This is a genomic window from Aminobacter sp. BA135 (assembly GCF_050859125.1).
In the GTDB taxonomy this organism is placed as follows: Bacteria; Pseudomonadota; Alphaproteobacteria; order Rhizobiales; family Rhizobiaceae; genus Aminobacter; species Aminobacter ciceronei.
In genome coordinates this window covers 2,121,324-2,139,366 of record NZ_CP139572.1, presented here as the reverse complement: position 1 = coordinate 2,139,366, position 18,043 = coordinate 2,121,324, and the positions used below count along the sequence as shown (strand labels likewise).

Genomic DNA, 18,043 nt, shown 5'->3' with positions numbered 1-18,043 from the left:
GCCTATTCGGCGGGGACAGGTTTCTGCAGCGCCCGGACGCGATCGGCAAGGCTGATCACGGCTGGCGCATCGACGGGCGTACGGGCCTCACCGGATACGGCAAGCGCCTTGGCAATCGGCGAGTCAGCGCCCTCGAGCCGAGCCGTGAGCGCCACGACTTCGGCGGCCAGTTCGTGCATCTGCTCGCGCAGCTGCGAATCCTCGCTTGGCGACGACTTGGTGCGTCCTGCCTTCGACAACTCGCCTTTCAGCCGCTTGTTCTCGCGCGTCAGCGTGGTCAGCCGCCCTTCGAGGCGCTCCCGCTCCATCGCCTGCGCCGTGCCATTGACCGCTGCCGTTTCCGGCGCGGTCTGCGGGCCCTTCAGCTGCTCGCGCACGCGGGCGAGTTCGGTTTCGCGCAACCGGCCGAGCTCCGCCTCGCGCCGCTCCAGCTTGTCGTCGCGGTCACTGAGTGAAGACACCATCTGCTGCAACTTCTTGTCCAGTTCGACAGCGCGCTTGGTTTCCGCCAATAGCGCCTCGCGCACGGCCTTGTTGTCGGCTTCGAGTTCGACGACACGCTTGTCGGTGTCCTTGCGCTGGCTGCGCAGCGCCGACATGTCGTCGGAGAGCTTGCCAATCTCGCTTTCGCGGCTGACCAGCTCGATCTGGCGGTTGCTCGAGGACAGGCTGGCCTCGTCATACAGCCTGCCGATTTCCTCGATCTCCTGCGCCCGCTTCTCGAGCATGCTCTCGGCCTCGACGAGCTGGCTGGCAAGCGCCTTGATCTGCTCGTCGCGCTTGGAAATGTCCTCGCTCAGACTGCCGCGCGTCGCTTCCAGTTCGCTGACGGTGCGATCCTTGTTGGCATGGTCGGTGGCGTGGGCCTTTTGCGCCTCGCGGCTGCGGCTGAGCTCGACGGCCTGCGACAAGAGCTTTTCCTGCGCCGATTTGAGCTGCACTTCGACCCTGCGCAACGCCATGGCGTGCTCGGCCCGCAGGCTGTCCTTGTCGGCGCGGATTTCGTCGAGTGTCATCGGAAGCTTGGCTTCGACCCGCTGGCGGGTGACCGAAACGGCCCGCCGCCAGACCGACGGCGCGATCAGAAGCACCACGAAGCCGGCGGTCAGGAAGCCAAGAACGAAAAAGAGGATCGACTGGACCAAGGCACTTTACCCGTTACGGATACGCGCGAGTTTGCCATGTTCCCATGGCAGGAATCCAGCACCGCCGCAACAAAATGGCGCCCAATCGACCTGTTCTTCACACAATCAGAACGGATTCCAGGTCGGCTGCTGGGTCAACTTCAGGTAGCCAAGATTGACGCCCAGTCGCGCGCCGACACCGGTACGCACGGGCACGAGCAAAATATTGCCGCGCTTGAGGACGTTGAAGCCAACGCCGGCAACGACATAGGCCGAACCAGCGACGCCGCCATAACGGTCATAGAGGTTGTTCACGTCGTCCAGGTTGTAGACCAGAATCATCGTGCGCGAGCCCTGCCCGCCGAAATCCCAGCCCAGCGACGGCCCCTGCCAGAACACCTTATGGTCGCCGGCATTCTTGGTGTAGAGCGTGCCCTCGCCATAGGTCAGGCCGCCGACAAAGGCACCCGATCCCTCTTCGCCAAGCACGTAGCCGTTCGGCAGACCATAGGACGCGAAAACCTTCTCGACCACGCTGGCGAGACCGCCAGACGTCGAGCCAAAGAAGCGATGGCCGGAATCAAGGATCTCCTGCGAGGTATATTGCTGCGCGCGAGACGCAGATGTCGAAAATGCCAGAACGCCGACAAGGACGAACATCGCGGCAACAAGCCGGGCAAAAGTCCGGCCATAGAATCGGGAAATCATGCTTCCAAATCTCCGTCAGGGAGCACACTTTCTCGACGCCCCGGACCCGCTGCTACTCTTGATGGCGGCTGGCTGGTCCAACTTCGGCAAACTATGCCGTAATCCTTTTTCAACCATTAAACTGACCTACGAAGATGGCGGATCGAAGGCACGACCGGGCGTTAAAAAGCCCGGAGTTGCGCAGAAAAGCCACCATTTCGCGCAAGCGTTACCGGCTGTTTCTTGCCGCATGAGGCGGCGCTGTGTAACCAAGAGTACTGTAAGGCCAGCCCTGATTCGTACTGTCGGGCTTCATGGCCGCCAGATCGTGGTTCAAGTCATTTTTTGCCCGAGGGATGCCGTTCATGGCCGAGTTGTTGACGCTTTCCGCCCCTGACCTCGCAGCGCTGCTGTGCAGCCGCGTCTGCCACGACATCATCTCGCCGGTCGGCGCCATCAACAATGGCCTCGAACTGCTCGATGAGGGCGGCGCCGACGAGGACGCGATGCGCCTCATCCGTACCAGCGCCCGCAACGCCTCGGCGCGGCTGCAGTTCGCCCGCATCGCCTTTGGGGCTGCCGGCTCGGCTGGCATGCTGATCGACACCGGCGACGCGGAATCGGTTGCGACCGCCTTCCTCAAGAACGAGAAGCCGGAACTGACCTGGAGTGGCGGGCGCGCCCTGCTGCCCAAGAACAAGGTCAAGCTGCTGCTCAACCTTTTGCTCGTCGCCCATGCGGCGATACCGCGCGGCGGCAAGCTCAGCGTGACGCTGGAAGCCGTCGAGACGGCGCCGAAATTCATCCTGTCGGCCAGCGGACCGATGTTGCGTGTGCCGCCAAAATTCCTCGAACTGCACTCCGGCCACAAGCCTGACGAGCCGATCGACGCCCATTCGGTGCAGCCCTACTACACGCTGCTGCTGGCGCGCGAAGCCGGCATGACGATCTCGATCCACGCCACGCCGGAAGAGATCCTGCTCACTGCCGAGTAATCGGCACGACGTTTCAGTATTGTCGAAGCATTGTCGTCATTGCCTGGTGGCAACGGCCTCGTGACAGCGTGCGCGCGCTTCGGCGCGACCGCACGCGCCGAAGTTTCCAAGAATTTTACCATTCGGGTTTTCGGCTTCTTTACGCCGCCCAGCTAAGGTCACGTTGCATCCGGCGCGACTGACGCGTCCGGCTCCCGCAAAAAGGACCGGGATATGAAGCGTTGCCTGTTCGTCGATGATTCGAGCGTCATTCGCAAAGTCGCCAAACGCATCCTCAACAGCTCCGAGATGGTCGTCGTCGAGGCGGCAACCGGCGCCGAGGGGCTGGATATGTGCGCCTACGACATGCCCGACATCATCGTCGTCGATGGTGGGCTCGAGGACATGAGCACCACAGACTTCATCCGCCGTGTCCGCGCCATCGAAGGCCGTGTCAAGCCGCAGATCGCCATCTGCCTGACCGAGGTCGACATCGGCGCCATCATGCGCGCCAAGCGTGCCGGCGCGCAGGGCTATCTTCTGAAGCCGTTCACCAGGCCGCAACTGCTCGACCGCTTTCGCGCCTTCGACGTCGCAGCCTGATTTCGCTCCTGGGACGACAGACTCCTCGCGAGAACCTGTGCCCAGAAAAAAGAAAACCCGGCACGAAGGCCGGGTTTTGACTGAAGTATCCAGAATAAATCAGGCAATTTCGCGAAGTTCTTCCGGTTCACGTAGCACATAGCCGCGGCCCCAGACAGTCTCGATGAAGTTCTGGCCACCGGATGCAGCGTCGAGCTTCTTGCGTAGCTTGCAGATGAAGACGTCGATGATCTTCAGTTCGGGCTCGTCCATGCCACCATAAAGGTGATTGAGGAACATTTCTTTGGTCAGCGTGGTGCCCTTGCGCAACGAGAGCAGCTCCAGCATCTGGTATTCCTTGCCGGTCAAGTGCACGCGCTGACCACCGACTTCGACGGTCTTGGCGTCGAGATTGACGATCAGGTCGCCGGTGATGATGACCGACTGGGCGTGGCCCTTCGAACGGCGGACGATGGCGTGAATGCGTGCCACCAGCTCGTCCTTGTGGAACGGCTTGGTCATGTAGTCATCGGCGCCGAAGCCCAGGCCGCGCACCTTGTCCTCGATACCGGCCATACCGGAGAGGATCAGGATCGGCGTCTTGACCTTGGACAGGCGCAAAGTACGCAGAACCTCGTAACCCGACATGTCGGGCAGGTTCAGGTCGAGAAGGATGATGTCGTAGTCATAAAGCTTGCCGAGATCGACGCCTTCTTCGCCGAGATCGGTCGTGTAGACGTTGAAGCTTTCCGATTTGAGCATCAGTTCGATGCTCTGTGCGGTTGCACTGTCGTCTTCTATCAGCAGAACGCGCATTCAAATCCCCTTTTCTGCTGCCGGAACGTCTTCTCGGTCTAATCCATACCGGCCCAGTGCTACTGAATCGGAGGCTGCCATCGAATGGTTAACAAAACCTAATTTCGTATGGAAGACCATATCAGAAATTTTAACCGGCGCATACACCCTCTTGAATCCAATCATGAATCACACGGTCAACATCTTAACGCGCTGCATTAACAAGGTTGCCTAAGCGACTCCGGACACGACCCGATTACATTCACGGCGAAAACCAGAATCTTTACCGGGCTTTAAGTCTCGATGGGTATGATTAACGATGCCCGTAAACGAATGGTTACCGACGGACAAAAACTTTAAAAGTTTGTTTTCCATAGTCGGGAGTTGAGAACCGGTTCCGGCGCGGCATGGTCCATTTGGGCCGAAGTAGGCGAGTAGAAGTGCGTTTTTCGGTGTTCGGGAGTATCGGGTCATGAAGTCACGTGAGAACCTGGTCAGGCTCAAGCAGTTTCAGGTGAACGAAAAGCGCCGCCAGCTGATGCAGCTTGATTCGATGATCGCCGAGTTCGACCGCATGGCCAGCGAGCTCGAACTGCAGATCGTCGCCGAGGAAAAGAAGGCGGGGATCACCGATCTCAATCATTTCGCCTATCCGACCTTCGCCAAGGCCGCGCGGCAACGACGTGACAACCTGAAAAACTCCCAGCATGACCTGGCGCAACAGCGCGCCGCTGCCGAATCCTTACTCGCCGAAGCTGAAGCGGAGCTGTCCAAGGCGGAGGCTCTGGAGTCGCGCGACCGCAACACCCGCGACGCCGACGGCACCGGTCGCAGCGCGATGATCGGCTAAAAAGTCAATTCTCCAGCACTTTGCCGCTGCTCGCGCGGCAGCGAGTCGTTTGGCGCCTCGAGCCATCCGCTCGGCCCAAGGCCTCCGCTAGGTCCTGAGTTCGGCCGGCTCTCCTTCCGCAGCCAAAGACTGGGCACGCGAATCACGAATTTCGGGCGCATGGCGCTCCGCCCAGACACGGATCTGGTTGAGCAGATCGGCGAGGTTACGGCCGAGATCGGTCAGCTCGTACTCGACGCGCGGCGGTATGACCGGGAAGATCTCGCGCCGCACCAGCCCGTCGCGCTCCAGAATACGCAGCGTCTGCGTCAGCATCTTGGGCGTGATGCCCTCTACCTTGCGCTGCAGCTCACCATAGCGCCGCCGGCCCGGCTTCAAGGCACCGACGACCAGATAGACCCACTTGCTCGCCAGCATCTCGAGCACGGTGTGCGACATGCATTCGCGTCGGAAGGCGTCATAGCCGAACGGCGTGTCGGGGGCGCAGTCACTATCCATGGGGTACCTATATATCATTGAGGTACATTCTAGACAACCGAATGATACTATCCAAATGATAGTGGCACATGCATCCACCCAAGGAGGACATTCCCATGCGTGCCATTACCCAGAACACTGTCGGCGGACCTGAAGTGCTCGAACTCGCCGAACAGCCGACACCGCAGCCCAAGCCCGGCGAAGTGCTGATCCGCATCAAGGCTGCCGGCGTCAATCCGGTCGATGCCGCCGTGCGCGGCGGGTTCTACCCCCTTCTTGGCGAGCCGCCCTTCGTGCTCGGGTGGGACCTGTCAGGCACTGTCGAAGCGGTTGGCGCTGGCGCCAACGGCTTTGCAGCAGGCGACGAGGTCTTCGGCATGCCGCGCTTCCCGGCACAGGCCGGCACCTATGCCGAACTGGCGGCAGCACCGGCAAGCGAGATCGTGCACAAGCCAGAGGCGCTCGACCATGTCACGGCAGCCGCCCTCCCCCTCGCCGGCCTGACGGCCTGGCAAGGCCTGGTGACGGCGGGCAAGCTCAAGGCGAACGACCGTGTCCTGATCCAGGCGGCCGCCGGCGGCGTCGGCCACCTGGCCGTGCAGATCGCCAAGGCGCGGGGCGCTTATGTCATTGCCACCGCGAGCCCCGGCAAAGTCGATTTCGTCCGCTCCCTCGGTGCCGATGAGGTGATCGACTACACCTCGGACGATTTCGTCGCCAAAGCCGGCCCGGTCGATCTCGTCTTTGAGGCGCTCGGCGGCGATCATCCTGAGAAGTCGCTGAAGGCGCTGAAGGACGGCGGCACGCTCGTCGTGCTGCTCGGCCTCAGCGACAAGGCCGCAGCAGAGGCTGCATCACGTGGCATCAGGGTCGAACGCATCTCGGTCCGGCCGGATGGCGATGGCCTGAAGGAACTGGCGAAACTGACGGAAACCGGCAAACTCAAGGTCCATGTGGCCAGGAGCTTCCCGCTCGACCAGGCCGGTGCCGCGCATGCCTTCCTGGCAACCAAACCCAAGGGCAAGGTCGTTCTGGCGCTTTGAAAGCTACGCCTGAATTCCTGCAACAACGAGCCGGGCAATGCTGCCCGGCTTCTCCATTATCCGGACTTTCGCTATAGCTTGCTGATGCGCTCGCTTTTGCCACTGATCCTGTTTGCGGCTTCGATCTGCTTCGTGCTCGGCATCGTGTTGCCGCTTATCCATGTCGATCGACTGTATTTCTTCTCCGACGAACCCTCGCTGATCGACATGATCGCAGCACTTTGGAGCGGTGGCGATTGGCTGCTGGCGATTGTCGTCGCCATGTTTTCGGTGGTCTTTCCCGCGATGAAGCTCGGCCTGCTCCACAATGCGGCCTATGGCCAGGCAGCCGGCGCCGTCAGCATTCCCGGCTGGTTTCGGGCCCTGTCCAACTGGTCGATGCTCGACGTCATCCTCGTCGCGCTGGTGGTCTTCGCCGCCAAGACATCAGGCCTCGCCACGGCCTTCACCAAACCTGGTCTGTGGTTCTTCGCGGCATCGGTGATGCTGACTGCAACCGCTTCAGCCGTCATCAAGAGGAAGCCACGGGACAGCACACAGGCAGCTCACTGAGGCAATGCGTTTCAGGTTGCAATCCGAGGAAAGCTGAGCCCGAAAGCAAAAAGGGTGCGGCAAGCCGCACCCTTTTCTGTTGGTTGGCCGCAACGGCCGGTGTCAGTGGCGGTATTGCTGGATGCGCGTGGTGCGCAGGCCGGCAAGGCCGTATTCGTCAATGGAAGCCTGCCAGGACAGAAACTCCTCGGTCGTCAACTTGTAGCGTTGGCACGCTTCGTCAAGACTGAGCAGTCCTCCCCTGACCGCAGCGACCACTTCCGCCTTGCGGCGGATAACCCACCGGCGCGTGTTGGTCGGGGGCAGATCGGCAATCGTAAGCGGGCTGCCGTCCGGCCCGATAACATATTTGACACGCGGTCTAACCAGATCGGTCATCGTACTCTCTACTAAAAACTCAAAGACCCAATCACCTGTCACACTAGCGCCACAGCTTTAAAAATTGCCTAAGCGTACACTAAGAGCTAAGTAACGAACGTGAACAGAACGTTAGACTCTCAATCCGCAATTTAACCACCTGCCCAGTTGGCTGGTTTCTCGCCGAAAAAGGTGGGCCAGCGCGCTTCGGGTGGCACTGCGATGAGGCTTGACCTATATTGCAGCCATTGGCATGCAGCCGACCTAAAGACAGCGGAACGCAATCCCGATGAACAGCCTGGACCTGCCCGGACGCCCCGAAGACACCCGCGTGGTTGTTGCCATGTCGGGCGGTGTCGATTCTTCAGTCGTGGCCGGCCTGCTCAAACAGGAAGGCTATGACGTCGTCGGCGTCACGCTGCAGCTTTACGATCATGGCGCTGCGACCCACCGCGCCGGCTCGTGCTGCGCCGGTCAGGACATTGCCGACGCCCGCCGCGTCTCCGAGACTCTTGGCATTCCGCATTATGTGCTCGACTATGAAGAGCGCTTCCGCAAGGCCGTCATCGATCCCTTTGCCGAAAGCTATGTTGCGGGCGAGACGCCGATCCCCTGCGTTTCGTGCAACCAGACGGTCAAGTTCGCCGACCTGCTCGCCACCGCGCGCGAGCTCGGCGCCGATGCGCTCGCCACCGGCCACTACATCCGCTCCAAGCAGAACGGTGCCCACCGCTCCCTGTACCGCCCGGTCGACGCCGATCGTGACCAGAGCTATTTCCTGTTCGCCACCACCCAGGAGCAGATCGACTATCTGCGCTTTCCCCTTGGCGGCATGTCCAAGCCAGACGTGCGCGCCGCTGCCGAGCGCATGGGCCTGACGGTTGCCGCCAAGCAGGACAGCCAGGACATCTGCTTCGTGCCGCAGGGCAAATATTCCGACATCATCGCCAAGCTCAGACCCTCGGCCGCCAATCCCGGCGACATCGTCCATATCGACGGCCGTGTGCTCGGCCGCCATGAGGGCATCCTGCGCTACACCATCGGCCAGCGCCGCGGCATCGGCATCGCCTCCGGCGAGCCGCTCTACGTCGTCCATATCGACGCCGAGCGCGCGCGTGTCGTCGTCGGCCCGCGCGAGGCGCTGGAGACCCACAAGATCTTCCTGCGCGGCATGAACTGGCTCGGAGACGGCGCCCTGTCAGCGGTGCCGGCCAGCGGCCTCGAGCTTCATGCCAAGGTGCGTTCATCACGCCCGCCGCGCCCCGTCGTGCTGCACCACAAGAACGGGACCACCTGGGTCGAGCTCGTCGACGGCGAGTCGGGCATCGCACCGGGTCAGGCCTGCGTGCTCTATTCCGACGAGGGCAACGAAGCCCGTGTCTTCGGCGGTGGCTTTATCGAGCGTTCCGAGCGCCATGCCGACGCCGAGGCGATGCTGTCGCGGCTGGCGGCAACGCCGGGTTCGATCGCGGCGGAATAACCGCAACTTCAATGTTGGAAGCGGCCAAGCGCTGGGCACGGCTCCTGAAGCGCGATGTCGTGGCGCTTTATCTCGCCGCACGCAGCCCGCTGACGCCATGGTTTGCCCGCGTGGCCGCCGCCTGCGTGGCAGCCTACGCGCTGAGCCCGGTCGATCTCATTCCTGATTTCATACCCGTGCTCGGCTATCTCGACGACCTGCTGATCGTGCCCCTGGGCATCTGGCTGGTGATCCGCATGATTCCGGCCGAACTGATGGCTCGCTTCCGTGCCGAGGCAACCGAAATCACCGCCAGGCCGCGCAGCATGGCCGGCCTCGCCTTCGTCATCGTGGTGTGGCTGGCAGCGCTTGCGCTTGTCGGCTGGTGGCTGCTGCGAAGGGCGTAAGGGAGTAAGGGACAGACTGCGCCAATGGCGCGCAACCCTTTGTTGACCTACTCCCCTGATCCCACAAAGGTCAGTCGTGCGTGACCGTGCCTGCCGTGAGAATCCTGAGCACGCCGAGCGCTTCGTCGGCCCCGGTGCGCGGCTCCTCACGCGTCTGGATGCAGTGGATGAAGTGCTCGAGCTCGCGCGTCAGCGGCATGGCATTCTCGATCGGAATATAGGTCGGCTCGTTCGTCGTCGACGTCCACTGCCCCTCGTCCTGCCAAACGGCGTGGCGATAGAGCGCCAGCTTGCGCTCCTGCGGCTCGACATCGTCGAACACCGCCATGCCCTTGGTGCCGACGACGGTCAGCCGGCGCTCGCGGTAAGGGTTGAGCCGCGAGGCGAACAGGTGCCCGCGCAGGCCGTTGGGGAAGCGCATGTGCAGATGGGCGAAATCGCTGAGATGGTTGAGCACGGCAGCCCCCTCGCCGCGCACCTCGATCGGCGCCGTGCCGGTGATCGCCAGGATCATCGACAAATCGTGCGGCGCCAGATCCCACAGCGCGTCGTTCTCGGCATGGAACTTGCCGAGACCGAGACGGTGCGAGTGGATGTAGCCGACATCACCGAGCTCGCCCTTGTCGACAAGCGCCTTGAGCCCTTCGAAGGCCGGGTGAAAACGCAGCACGTGGCCAGTCATGAAGACGCGGCCATTGTCGCGCGCGGCCTTCACGGCGCGCTCGGCATCAGGCACGGTTAGCGCGATCGGCTTTTCGACGAGCACGTCCTTGCCGGCCTCGACGGCACGCACGGCAAAGTCGGCGTGGAACTGCGGCGGCAACGCCATGACGATCGCATCAACATCGTCGCGGGCGAACAATTCGTCGGGGGTCAGCGCGATGCAGCCATGTTCGCCGGCAAAGCGTTCGGCCCGCGCCGAATCGACGTCGGAAACGGCATGGAGGGCGCCAAGCGACTTCAGGGTGCGGATGTGGTTACCGCCCCAATAGCCGCATCCAAGGACTGCAATACGCGGTTTCATCAGGCTCTTTCCAAGGAGAATTATGCCGGCAGACATAGTCCCGGCACCTCGCCAACTCAACCCCGCGCGTTGCGCCATCAGCGCCCGGCGCGTCCGCGAAGGCGGCGGAATGGCGCTTTCCGCGAGCTGCCCAAGGGTCAGCCGATGCGTCAGACATTTAACCTGAAACGCCCGATCTCACTGCTTGACAGGCTCGCCATCGAGACATTATATCCGCCCAACCTTGGCGAACGCATCGACGCCTGCCTCTCACAGAGACAGTGATTTCGGGCCTTCTCCAACCCTGGCGGGATAGCTCAGTTGGTTAGAGCACGGGAATCATAATCCTGGGGTCGGTGGTTCGAATCCACTTCCCGCTACCACTTCCTCATCTCAAAACAGCATGCAGCCGGCGTAGCAGATGCCGCTTTCGGGGTTCGTCCCCACGAGCGCTCGTCGTCGTTGAGGCTTTTTGCTGCCTGCCAGACGCGCCTCATCGACGCGCGGCGCCGGGAAGCTCGGCGCCGCAGAGATGGATGTTGGACGCTCGTTCAGGCGGCGCGGGCCTGACCGATGACCTGGACCTTGTCGGCCAGCGCCTTGGTCGCATCGACGGTTTCCTGAGCGGCGTACCAGTAGCGTTGCTTGAGCTCGATATTGAACAGCACGCCCTCGGGGAAGCTGCATTCGGCCATCAGCGTTTCCCAGGGGATGTCGCCCCAACCGACCGGCAGGTGCAGGTCGCCATGGCCGTAGGCGAGGCGCTCACCCTCGGTAAACATCCAGATGTCGTCCTGGCGGCCGAAGCTGTCATGCATGTGGAGATGGCGGGCATACGGCGCCAGCGCCTTGATCTCCCCGACGAAATCATCGCGGCGGCCGTCGAAGTCGAGCTTGAGATAGGCGTGGCTGAAGTCGAGGGTGGCGACGACATTGGGGTGGGCGATGGCCTCCAGTTCGCGGGCGAGGCGCGACGGCGACGAAGCATGGATCTTGCCGTCATAGCCTGCAAACAGCGTCTCGACGCAGAGAAAAAGGCCGTGCTGGCGGGCGATCTCGCCAGCCTTGGCCAGCCATTCGCGCTGGCGGTCATAGGCGGCTTCGATGCCATGGCCCTGTTGCAGCGGTGTCAGGCCGGAGTGCATGACATAGTTTTCGGCGCCGACCTCAGCCGCTATTTCAAGCGAGGCCTCGAGCACCTCGAGGTGGCGCGGCAGGCGAAATGCCTCGTCCATGAAGTTGATCGCCAGCGGGCCATGTGCCGAGAAGCCGACGTCGCGGCCGGCAGTGGCGCGCTTCAGCGCCTCGAGCTGCGGCCTGCGGATCCTGCCACCGACCACGAGGTCCATGTCATAGGTGGGCAGCTCGATCGACTCGACGCCCAAGGCTTCAATCATGTCGAGCTCGTCGCTGAAGTCGGAAAGGTCGTCGGCGCGCTTGTGCGCTGAAATGCCGGTGCCGGCGGTGCCATTGGCAAGCATGGTCTGTTCCTCGTCGTGGAGAATGGCGGGGCATCGCCCCTCGGGTGAAAACCGTGGGCAGACTGGTCCGGCTACGTGTCAGCCGTTTTGCGTGAGCGTGACGCTTTGCTGACAGTGCACAGGCGCCGTCGGCCATGGACATTGGCCGGCAAAAGTCATTGAATCGTCATCGCAACGTCATGAACGGGTACCGCGATGCGACGCTTCCTGCAGGTGCTGTTGATGCTGTCGGCCGCGTTTCCGCCGATGTCGGCCGCTCTCCCGGGCGAGCTCAGTTCGGGCGAAATCCGCAGCGAGCTCGTCGGCCGTTCGATCTCGTGGTGGGAACAGGGCGGCTGGTTCAGTGGCCAGATGATGCTTTTACCCGACGGCCGCGCCGAGATCAGCGTCGATGCGCCGAAGCGGGCCGGCGATAGCGGCCGCTGGATGGTGCGCGGCGACCAGCTCTGCACCGTCTGGGGCGATTTCCGCTCCGGCCAGGAGAAATGCTACTCGCTCCAGCGCGGCGAGGCCGGCCGCTTCGAGACCAGCGGCGGCAACGTCTTCGAGGTCAGGGAAGCCGGCGTCTGAAAGACTGCATTCTTGGATGAGAGCAGCTGTGCGGCCGCCATTCCACGCTGTCGTTGATTGTCGTCATTCTGTCACCGGATCAAGACGTGCCTGTCATCCCGTCAGGGTACGGGCTGCAGCGAGCATTGTGCTCGCACCAGCTTCCTGAGGGAGACGACGGATGAAACGACTGTTCCTGCTTGCAACTGCGGCAAGCGCCATTGCGACGGCCGCCGGTGCGGCCGAGCGCACCAAGTTCGATTTCTGGTACGGCCTGACCGGCGACCTCGGTGAGGTCGTGGCCAAGCACTGCCAGCTGTTCAATGAATCGCAGGACAAGTACGAGGCGGTCTGCACCGGTCAGGGCGGCTACGACAAGGCCGAGCAGAACACGATCGCCGCTTATCGCGCCAAGCAGCAGCCGACCATCGTCCAGATCTATGACGCCGGTACCGTCAACTTCATGCTGTCGGGCGCCATCTATCCGGCCAACAAGTTCACCGAGGAGCACAAGCTCGACATCGACTGGAAGGGCTATTTCCCCGGCATCGCCAACTATTACGCCACCTCCGGCGGCGACATGTGGTCGTTCCCCTACAATTCGTCGACGGCCGTGTTCTACTGGAACAAGGATGCCTGGGCGAAGATCAACAAGACCAGCGCGCCCCAGACCTGGGCCGGGCTCGGCGAGGACCTCAAGGCTATGAAGGCCGCCGGTGTCGAGTGTGGCTTCGCCTTCGACTTCGACACCTGGATGAACCTCGAGCAGTTCTCCGCCACCAACAACCTCCCCGTTGCCTCGATGGACAACGGTTACGGCGGTCTCGGCGCCGAGCTGGTCTTCAACAAGACCGCCTTCGTCGACCACATGAAGGACTTCAAGAGCTGGCTCGACGCCGGCTACGCCAAGATCCAGACCACCCAGGTGGGCAAGAACCTTGTGCAATCCTTCGCCGACGGCAGCTGCGCCTCGACAATCACCTCGATCGCCAACCACGGCACGGTCAAGAACACCCAGGTCGCCGGTCTCAACTGGGACGTGGCGATGCTGCCAGTGATCGACACCACCAAGCGCACCAACTCGCTGGTCGGCGGCGCCTCGCTGTGGCTGATGCAGGGCAAGACGGACAAGGAATACGAAGCTGCCTCCGCATTCCTGAAATATGTGACGGCTGCCGACACCGGCGAGAAGTACATCGCCGAGAACACCGGCTACATCCCTGTTACCACCGAGGGTTTCGACCTGCTCAAGCAGGAAGGCTTCTACAGCGACCCCAAGCATACCGGCCGTGAAGTCGCCATCGCCTCGCTGACCGCTTCCGACGTCGGCCCGCTGTCGCGCGGCATCCGCCTCGGCAACTTCACCTCGATCCGCGCCGAAGTCCGCGCCGAACTCGAGGCCGCCTTCACCGGCCAGAAGGACATGCAGACGGCCATCGACGCGGCCGTCGAACGCGGCAACCAGATCCTGCGCCGCTACGAGCAGACCTACAAGGGCGCTGCCCTGCCCTGATCCTCAGGCTTGGGACCAGTCGGGCGCCGCTCTCCGCGGCGCCCATTTTTCAGCATAGCGGAACGGGAGACGTTGCTTGGAAAAGCGCGCCACTTTCTCCAACCTGTGGCTGGCGGCGGCCTTCATTGCGCCGCAGATGCTGCTCATCTTCGTCTTCTTCTACTGGCCTTCGGGCGAGGCGCTCTACTGGGCGGTCACACTCGAGCCGCCATTCGGCGGCAGCAACGACTGGGTCGGCCTGCTCAATTTCCAGACCGTCTTCGCCGATCCCAAATATTGGAGCTCGGTGCGGATATCGCTCGCCTTTGCCGGCATAGCCACCGCGCTGTCGTTGGTCATCGCCGTTATCCTCGCGCTGTTCGTCGACAGACGGTTGCCCGGACACCAGGTCTACAAGTTCACCTTTTTCCTGCCCTACGCGCTGGCAGCACCCGCCGTCGGCCTTGCCTTCCGCTTCATCTTCTCGCCGGATGCGGGCTTCGTCTCGACCATCAACCGGGTCTTTCCCGACATCTGGAATCCGGCGCTCGATGGCTATGACGCCTTTGCCCTGATTGTCTTTGCCCAGAGCTGGAAGATGGTCGGCTACAACTTCATTTTCTTCCTGGCCGCACTCCAGTCGATACCGCGCTCGGTGATCGAGGCTTGCGCCATGGACGGCGCCGGCGTGATGCGCCGTATGCGCGACGTGCAATTGCCGCTGATCGCGCCGACGCTGTTCTTCCTGATCGTCATCAACATCACCGACAGCTTCGTCGACAGCTTCGGCATCGTCGACATCACCACCGGCGGCGGCCCGGCCCGCGCGACCGACCTGATGGTCTACAAGATCTATGCCGACGGCTTTCAGGGCAAGGACTACTCGCTCGCTGCCGCCCAGTCGATCGTGCTGATGCTGCTGGTCATCGCCCTCACAGTCATCCAGTTCCGCTACGTCGAGCGGCGCATCCACTACAGTTGACCGGAGCGCCAACCGTGATCGAACGTACTCCCATCCTCGACTTCGCCACCCACGCGCTGCTGATCTTCAGCCTGGTCGCACTGCTGATCCCGCTGTGGATCGTGTTCGTGGCGGCAAGCCACGACTTTCACACCGTCAACCAGGTGCCGATGCCGCTCTGGCCCGGCGGCCACCTGTTCGAGAACCTGTCCGCCGCCTGGGAGCAGGGTAACTTCGACCGGGTGATGCTGAATTCGCTGATCGTCGCCGGCGGCGTCACCATCGGCAAGATCTCCATCTCGGCGATCTCGGCCTTCTCGATCGTCTACTTCAACTACCGCCTGCGCATGGTTTTCTTCTGGCTGATCTTCATCACCCTGATGTTGCCGCTGGAGGTGCGCATCGTGCCGACCTACGCGGTTGCGGCCGATGCGCTGAGGCCGTTCCAGTCGATGCTCGATTTCGTCGGCATCAGCGTCAACCTGCCGGAGTGGAACCTGCTCAACTCCTATTCGGGTCTGATCCTGCCGCTGATTGCCACTGCCACCGGCACGTTCCTCTACCGCCAGTTCTTCCTCACCGTGCCCGACGAGTTGACCGAAGCCGCCAAGATGGACGGCGCAGGCCCGGTACGCTTCTTCTTCGAGGTGCTGTTGCCACTGTCGCGAACCAACATGGCAGCGCTCGCCACCATCATGTTCGTGTGGTCCTGGAACCAATATCTCTGGCCGCTGCTCGTCGTCACCGACCACCAGAACTACGCCACCGCCACCATGCAGTTGCAGAAGGTCGTGCCCGGTCCGTTGTTTGGCGAGCCGCCGGTCTGGAACATCGCCATGGCGGCCAACCTGATCGTCCTGGCCCCGCCGGTGCTGGTGACCATTCTTCTGCAGCGCTGGTTCGTGCGCGGCCTCATCCAGACCGACAAGTAAGGAGACCAGACCATGGCCCAGATCGCCATTCGCGGCGTGCGCAAGACCTACGGCAAGAACGAGGTCGTGCACGGCATCGACCTAGACATCTCCAGCGGAGAGCTGGTCGTCATCCTTGGCCCGTCCGGTTGCGGCAAGTCCACGCTGCTGCGTATGGTCGCCGGACTTGAAGCGATCTCCGACGGGGACATCTCGATCGCGGGCAAGATCGTCAACAAGCTCGAGCCGCGCGAACGCGGCTGCGCCATGGTGTTCCAGAACTACGCGCTCTATCCGCACATGACAGTCGCTGACAACATCGGCTACGCGCTCAAGATCGCCGGTATCTCGAAGGCCGACCGCCGCGAGCGCGTTAAGGGTGTGGCGACATCGCTCGGCCTTGTTGAGTTCCTCGACCGCAAGCCGGGCCAGCTCTCCGGTGGCCAGCGCCAGCGCGTGGCCATGGGCCGGGCGATGATCCGCGAACCCAAGGTGTTCCTCTACGACGAACCGCTGTCGAACCTTGACGCGCGGCTGCGCGTGGCGATGCGCGTCGAGATCCGCAAGCTGCACCAGCGCCTGGGCGCGACCACCCTGTTCGTAACCCACGACCAGATCGAGGCGATGACCTTGGCCGACCGCATCGTTGTCATGAACAAGGGCGTCATCGAGCAGGTCGGCGCGCCGGTGGAAATCTACCAGCGCCCGGCGACAACCTATGTCGCCGGCTTCATCGGCACGCCCGGTCTCAACCTGCTGCCCGGCACCATCGATCCGGCCAAGGGCATCGTCACGCTCGAGGACGGGCAGGAACTGGCCTATGACCGTGGCCGCTGGCCCGCGGCGGTTCCTGGGCCGATCACCGCCGGCTTCCGCGCCGAGGCAGTGGAAGTCGGCTCGGGCGGACTGTCGGGAACCTACGAATTCTCGGAAGAACTCGGCGCCGCCCAACTGGTCCACGGTACGGTGGCGAAGTCGATCGTCATTGCCCACATCGTCGGCAGCAGCCGGCGCAAGGCGGGAGAGCCGCTGTCGTTCCGGGTCGCGCCGCAGCATCTCCAGCTGTTCGACCAGCGCAGCGGCCGCCGGTTGAGCGGCGAAAAGAGCCCTGAAGTTTCGCTGGACGCCGCATCCGACATCGTTGCCGGGCGACCGATGCTGATGCCCGCCTGACAGGTGAGAACGACGAAGCCATTGAGCCCAAGCCATTGGCTTGACTTGTGCCTCTGTGAGGCCGGCCCCGGCCCTCTCGCCAGGCCCTTTTTTTGCTTGGACTTACGGATGCGCGTATCCAACTTCCGCTACCGGTTCCTCACTTTGAGACGGCATGCGGCCGGCGAAGCAGACCTTCCTGCTAGCCCGTCATCTGCTGGATGATCCATTTCCTGAAGGCGATCACGCCTGGGCTTCGCCTTTGTGCCGGCGACGTCACCAGGTGGTACTGCAGGTCCGACGGCATGATCTCGTCGAAGCATTTGACCAGCCGCCCCGCGGCGAGGTCGTCGGCGACAAGCGAGGACCGTACCAACGCCAGCCCAGCATCCTGCCGGCACGCCGCGATCATGTCGGAGAATGTCGGGAAGCTCGGCCCGGCCTGAAAATCGAACGGTCCCTCCAAGCCGTCGACAGCAGGAAACTGCCCCTTCCCGTCGTAGATCTGCCCATGCCAGCGCTCCCAATCCAGCACCGTGTGCCGGGCGCCTTCATAGCGCAGCAAGGGTGCCGCGCGCAGTGCCTGGCGACTAGGCAGAGCCCTGGCAACGGCCGGTGACGAGACGGCGAATTCATAGTCCTCGGTAAGGCGGAAGGCTTCGGTGCCCGGCAGTGTCCCCCCCAGCCAGATCGCAACGCCGATCTTGTCGATGTCGAAGCGGGCGCGCCGGTACTCGATGGTCACGCTGACGTCGATCTCGGGGTGGGCGACGCAGAAGCCGCCGAGCCGCGGCTGCAACCACTGGCTGGCGAATTCCGGTGTCGTCGAGATGCTGAGCTGTTCGCTCCGGAGGCTCGGGCGCGCCCTCTCCAGCACCGCCTCCAGCGCCGACAGCGCCGCGACGATATCAGGTATCGCCTTGTCGGCCAGGACTGTCAGCTCGACACCCTTCCTGCTGCGCACGAACAGCGGCGTGCCCAGCCAGGCTTCGAGCTGCGCGATCTGATGGCTGATGGCCGTCTGGGTCAGCCCGAGCTCCTCGCCCGCTTTGGTGAAGCTGCGTGTGCGCGCCACCGCCGCCATGGCGCGGAGGGTCTGCAGCGGCGGAAGTCGGGAGCCTTGTTGCATGAAATTCCTTCATGCCAAGAGTGACGTTACTTCATTGTACCCGACGCATGGCGACATG

20 protein-coding genes and 1 tRNA gene are annotated in these 18,043 nt (G+C 62.7%); 13 read left to right on the top strand and 8 right to left on the bottom strand.

Features of this window, described 5'->3' with window-relative positions:
- Window positions 1-2: 2 nt before the first annotated feature.
- Window positions 3-1,145 (bottom strand): hypothetical protein, encoded by a 1,143-nt coding sequence (locus SLT36_RS10425; RefSeq protein ID WP_432287279.1) that lies wholly within the window; start codon window positions 1,143-1,145, stop codon window positions 3-5.
- A 105-nt stretch (window positions 1,146-1,250) separates the two neighbouring features.
- A complete protein-coding gene (locus SLT36_RS10420; protein WP_067959164.1) occupies window positions 1,251-1,832 on the bottom strand; it encodes a DUF1134 domain-containing protein in 582 nt (193 codons plus the stop codon).
- Between the two features lie 344 nt (window positions 1,833-2,176).
- On the opposite strand from SLT36_RS10420, the gene chpT reads away from it, so the two are divergent.
- Window positions 2,177-2,806: a histidine phosphotransferase ChpT gene (gene chpT, locus SLT36_RS10415; RefSeq protein WP_067966240.1), complete on the top strand. Its 630-nt coding sequence runs from the start codon at window positions 2,177-2,179 to the stop codon at window positions 2,804-2,806.
- Between the two features lie 213 nt (window positions 2,807-3,019).
- A complete protein-coding gene (locus tag SLT36_RS10410; protein WP_432287277.1) occupies window positions 3,020-3,388 on the top strand; it encodes a response regulator in 369 nt (122 codons plus the stop codon).
- Between the two features lie 99 nt (window positions 3,389-3,487).
- On the opposite strand, the gene ctrA is transcribed toward SLT36_RS10410, so the two are convergent.
- Window positions 3,488-4,183, bottom strand: coding sequence for a response regulator transcription factor CtrA (gene ctrA, locus SLT36_RS10405; RefSeq protein WP_067959158.1), 696 nt, complete (start codon window positions 4,181-4,183; stop codon window positions 3,488-3,490).
- Between the two features lie 451 nt (window positions 4,184-4,634).
- On the opposite strand from ctrA, the gene SLT36_RS10400 reads away from it, so the two are divergent.
- The gene (locus tag SLT36_RS10400; RefSeq protein ID WP_067959155.1) at window positions 4,635-5,012 is read left to right on the top strand and encodes a flagellar export protein FliJ; all 378 of its coding nucleotides are present in this window, start codon (window positions 4,635-4,637) and stop codon (window positions 5,010-5,012) included.
- Between the two features lie 87 nt (window positions 5,013-5,099).
- Here the strand turns inward: SLT36_RS10400 and SLT36_RS10395 are convergent, their stop codons facing one another.
- Window positions 5,100-5,528, bottom strand: coding sequence for a winged helix-turn-helix transcriptional regulator (locus SLT36_RS10395; protein WP_371746481.1), 429 nt, complete (start codon window positions 5,526-5,528; stop codon window positions 5,100-5,102).
- Between the two features lie 77 nt (window positions 5,529-5,605).
- Between SLT36_RS10395 and SLT36_RS10390 the strand changes: the two genes are divergently transcribed.
- Both SLT36_RS10390 and SLT36_RS10385 read left to right on the top strand, forming a co-directional pair.
- Window positions 5,606-6,532, top strand: coding sequence for an NADP-dependent oxidoreductase (locus tag SLT36_RS10390; RefSeq protein ID WP_432287275.1), 927 nt, complete (start codon window positions 5,606-5,608; stop codon window positions 6,530-6,532).
- An 84-nt stretch (window positions 6,533-6,616) separates the two neighbouring features.
- Entirely contained in the window at window positions 6,617-7,084 is a 468-nt protein-coding gene (locus SLT36_RS10385) for a paraquat-inducible protein A (protein ID WP_432287274.1), read from the top strand.
- Window positions 7,085-7,186: 102 nt separating this feature from the next.
- On the opposite strand, the gene SLT36_RS10380 is transcribed toward SLT36_RS10385, so the two are convergent.
- Entirely contained in the window at window positions 7,187-7,462 is a 276-nt protein-coding gene (locus SLT36_RS10380; RefSeq protein WP_013529904.1) for a DUF1153 domain-containing protein, read from the bottom strand.
- Window positions 7,463-7,730: 268 nt separating this feature from the next.
- On the opposite strand from SLT36_RS10380, the gene mnmA reads away from it, so the two are divergent.
- Together mnmA and SLT36_RS10370 are read left to right on the top strand one after the other, a co-directional pair.
- Entirely contained in the window at window positions 7,731-8,921 is a 1,191-nt protein-coding gene (mnmA, locus tag SLT36_RS10375; RefSeq protein WP_432287272.1) for a tRNA 2-thiouridine(34) synthase MnmA, read from the top strand.
- A gap of 11 nt (window positions 8,922-8,932) precedes the next feature.
- Entirely contained in the window at window positions 8,933-9,307 is a 375-nt protein-coding gene (locus SLT36_RS10370; RefSeq protein ID WP_432287270.1) for a YkvA family protein, read from the top strand.
- A 70-nt stretch (window positions 9,308-9,377) separates the two neighbouring features.
- On the opposite strand, the gene SLT36_RS10365 is transcribed toward SLT36_RS10370, so the two are convergent.
- The gene (locus tag SLT36_RS10365; protein ID WP_432287268.1) at window positions 9,378-10,331 is read right to left on the bottom strand and encodes a Gfo/Idh/MocA family protein; all 954 of its coding nucleotides are present in this window, start codon (window positions 10,329-10,331) and stop codon (window positions 9,378-9,380) included.
- Window positions 10,332-10,616: 285 nt separating this feature from the next.
- On the opposite strand from SLT36_RS10365, the gene SLT36_RS10360 reads away from it, so the two are divergent.
- Window positions 10,617-10,693, top strand: a tRNA-Met gene (locus SLT36_RS10360).
- Between the two features lie 168 nt (window positions 10,694-10,861).
- Here the strand turns inward: SLT36_RS10360 and SLT36_RS10355 are convergent.
- Window positions 10,862-11,791, bottom strand: a complete 930-nt coding sequence (locus SLT36_RS10355; protein ID WP_432287267.1) for a sugar phosphate isomerase/epimerase family protein — start codon at window positions 11,789-11,791, stop codon at window positions 10,862-10,864.
- 195 nt (window positions 11,792-11,986) lie between these two features.
- On the opposite strand from SLT36_RS10355, the gene SLT36_RS10350 reads away from it, so the two are divergent.
- From SLT36_RS10350 to ugpC, 5 genes are all read left to right on the top strand, one after another.
- Window positions 11,987-12,361 carry a hypothetical protein gene (locus tag SLT36_RS10350; protein WP_432287265.1) on the top strand — a complete coding sequence of 125 codons (375 nt, stop codon included), beginning with the start codon at window positions 11,987-11,989 and terminating at the stop codon, window positions 12,359-12,361.
- A gap of 160 nt (window positions 12,362-12,521) precedes the next feature.
- Complete coding sequence (locus tag SLT36_RS10345; RefSeq protein ID WP_432287263.1) at window positions 12,522-13,853, top strand: extracellular solute-binding protein; 1,332 nt, start codon at window positions 12,522-12,524, stop codon at window positions 13,851-13,853.
- 76 nt (window positions 13,854-13,929) lie between these two features.
- Window positions 13,930-14,814 (top strand): carbohydrate ABC transporter permease, encoded by an 885-nt coding sequence (locus tag SLT36_RS10340; RefSeq protein WP_432287262.1) that lies wholly within the window; start codon window positions 13,930-13,932, stop codon window positions 14,812-14,814.
- 14 nt (window positions 14,815-14,828) lie between these two features.
- Complete coding sequence (ugpE, locus tag SLT36_RS10335; RefSeq protein WP_432287260.1) at window positions 14,829-15,725, top strand: sn-glycerol-3-phosphate ABC transporter permease UgpE; 897 nt, start codon at window positions 14,829-14,831, stop codon at window positions 15,723-15,725.
- A gap of 12 nt (window positions 15,726-15,737) precedes the next feature.
- Window positions 15,738-16,877, top strand: coding sequence for a sn-glycerol-3-phosphate ABC transporter ATP-binding protein UgpC (ugpC, locus tag SLT36_RS10330; RefSeq protein ID WP_432287258.1), 1,140 nt, complete (start codon window positions 15,738-15,740; stop codon window positions 16,875-16,877).
- 181 nt (window positions 16,878-17,058) lie between these two features.
- On the opposite strand, the gene SLT36_RS10325 is transcribed toward ugpC, so the two are convergent.
- A complete protein-coding gene (locus SLT36_RS10325) occupies window positions 17,059-17,985 on the bottom strand; it encodes a LysR family transcriptional regulator (RefSeq protein WP_432287256.1) in 927 nt (308 codons plus the stop codon).
- Window positions 17,986-18,043: the final 58 nt, after the last annotated feature.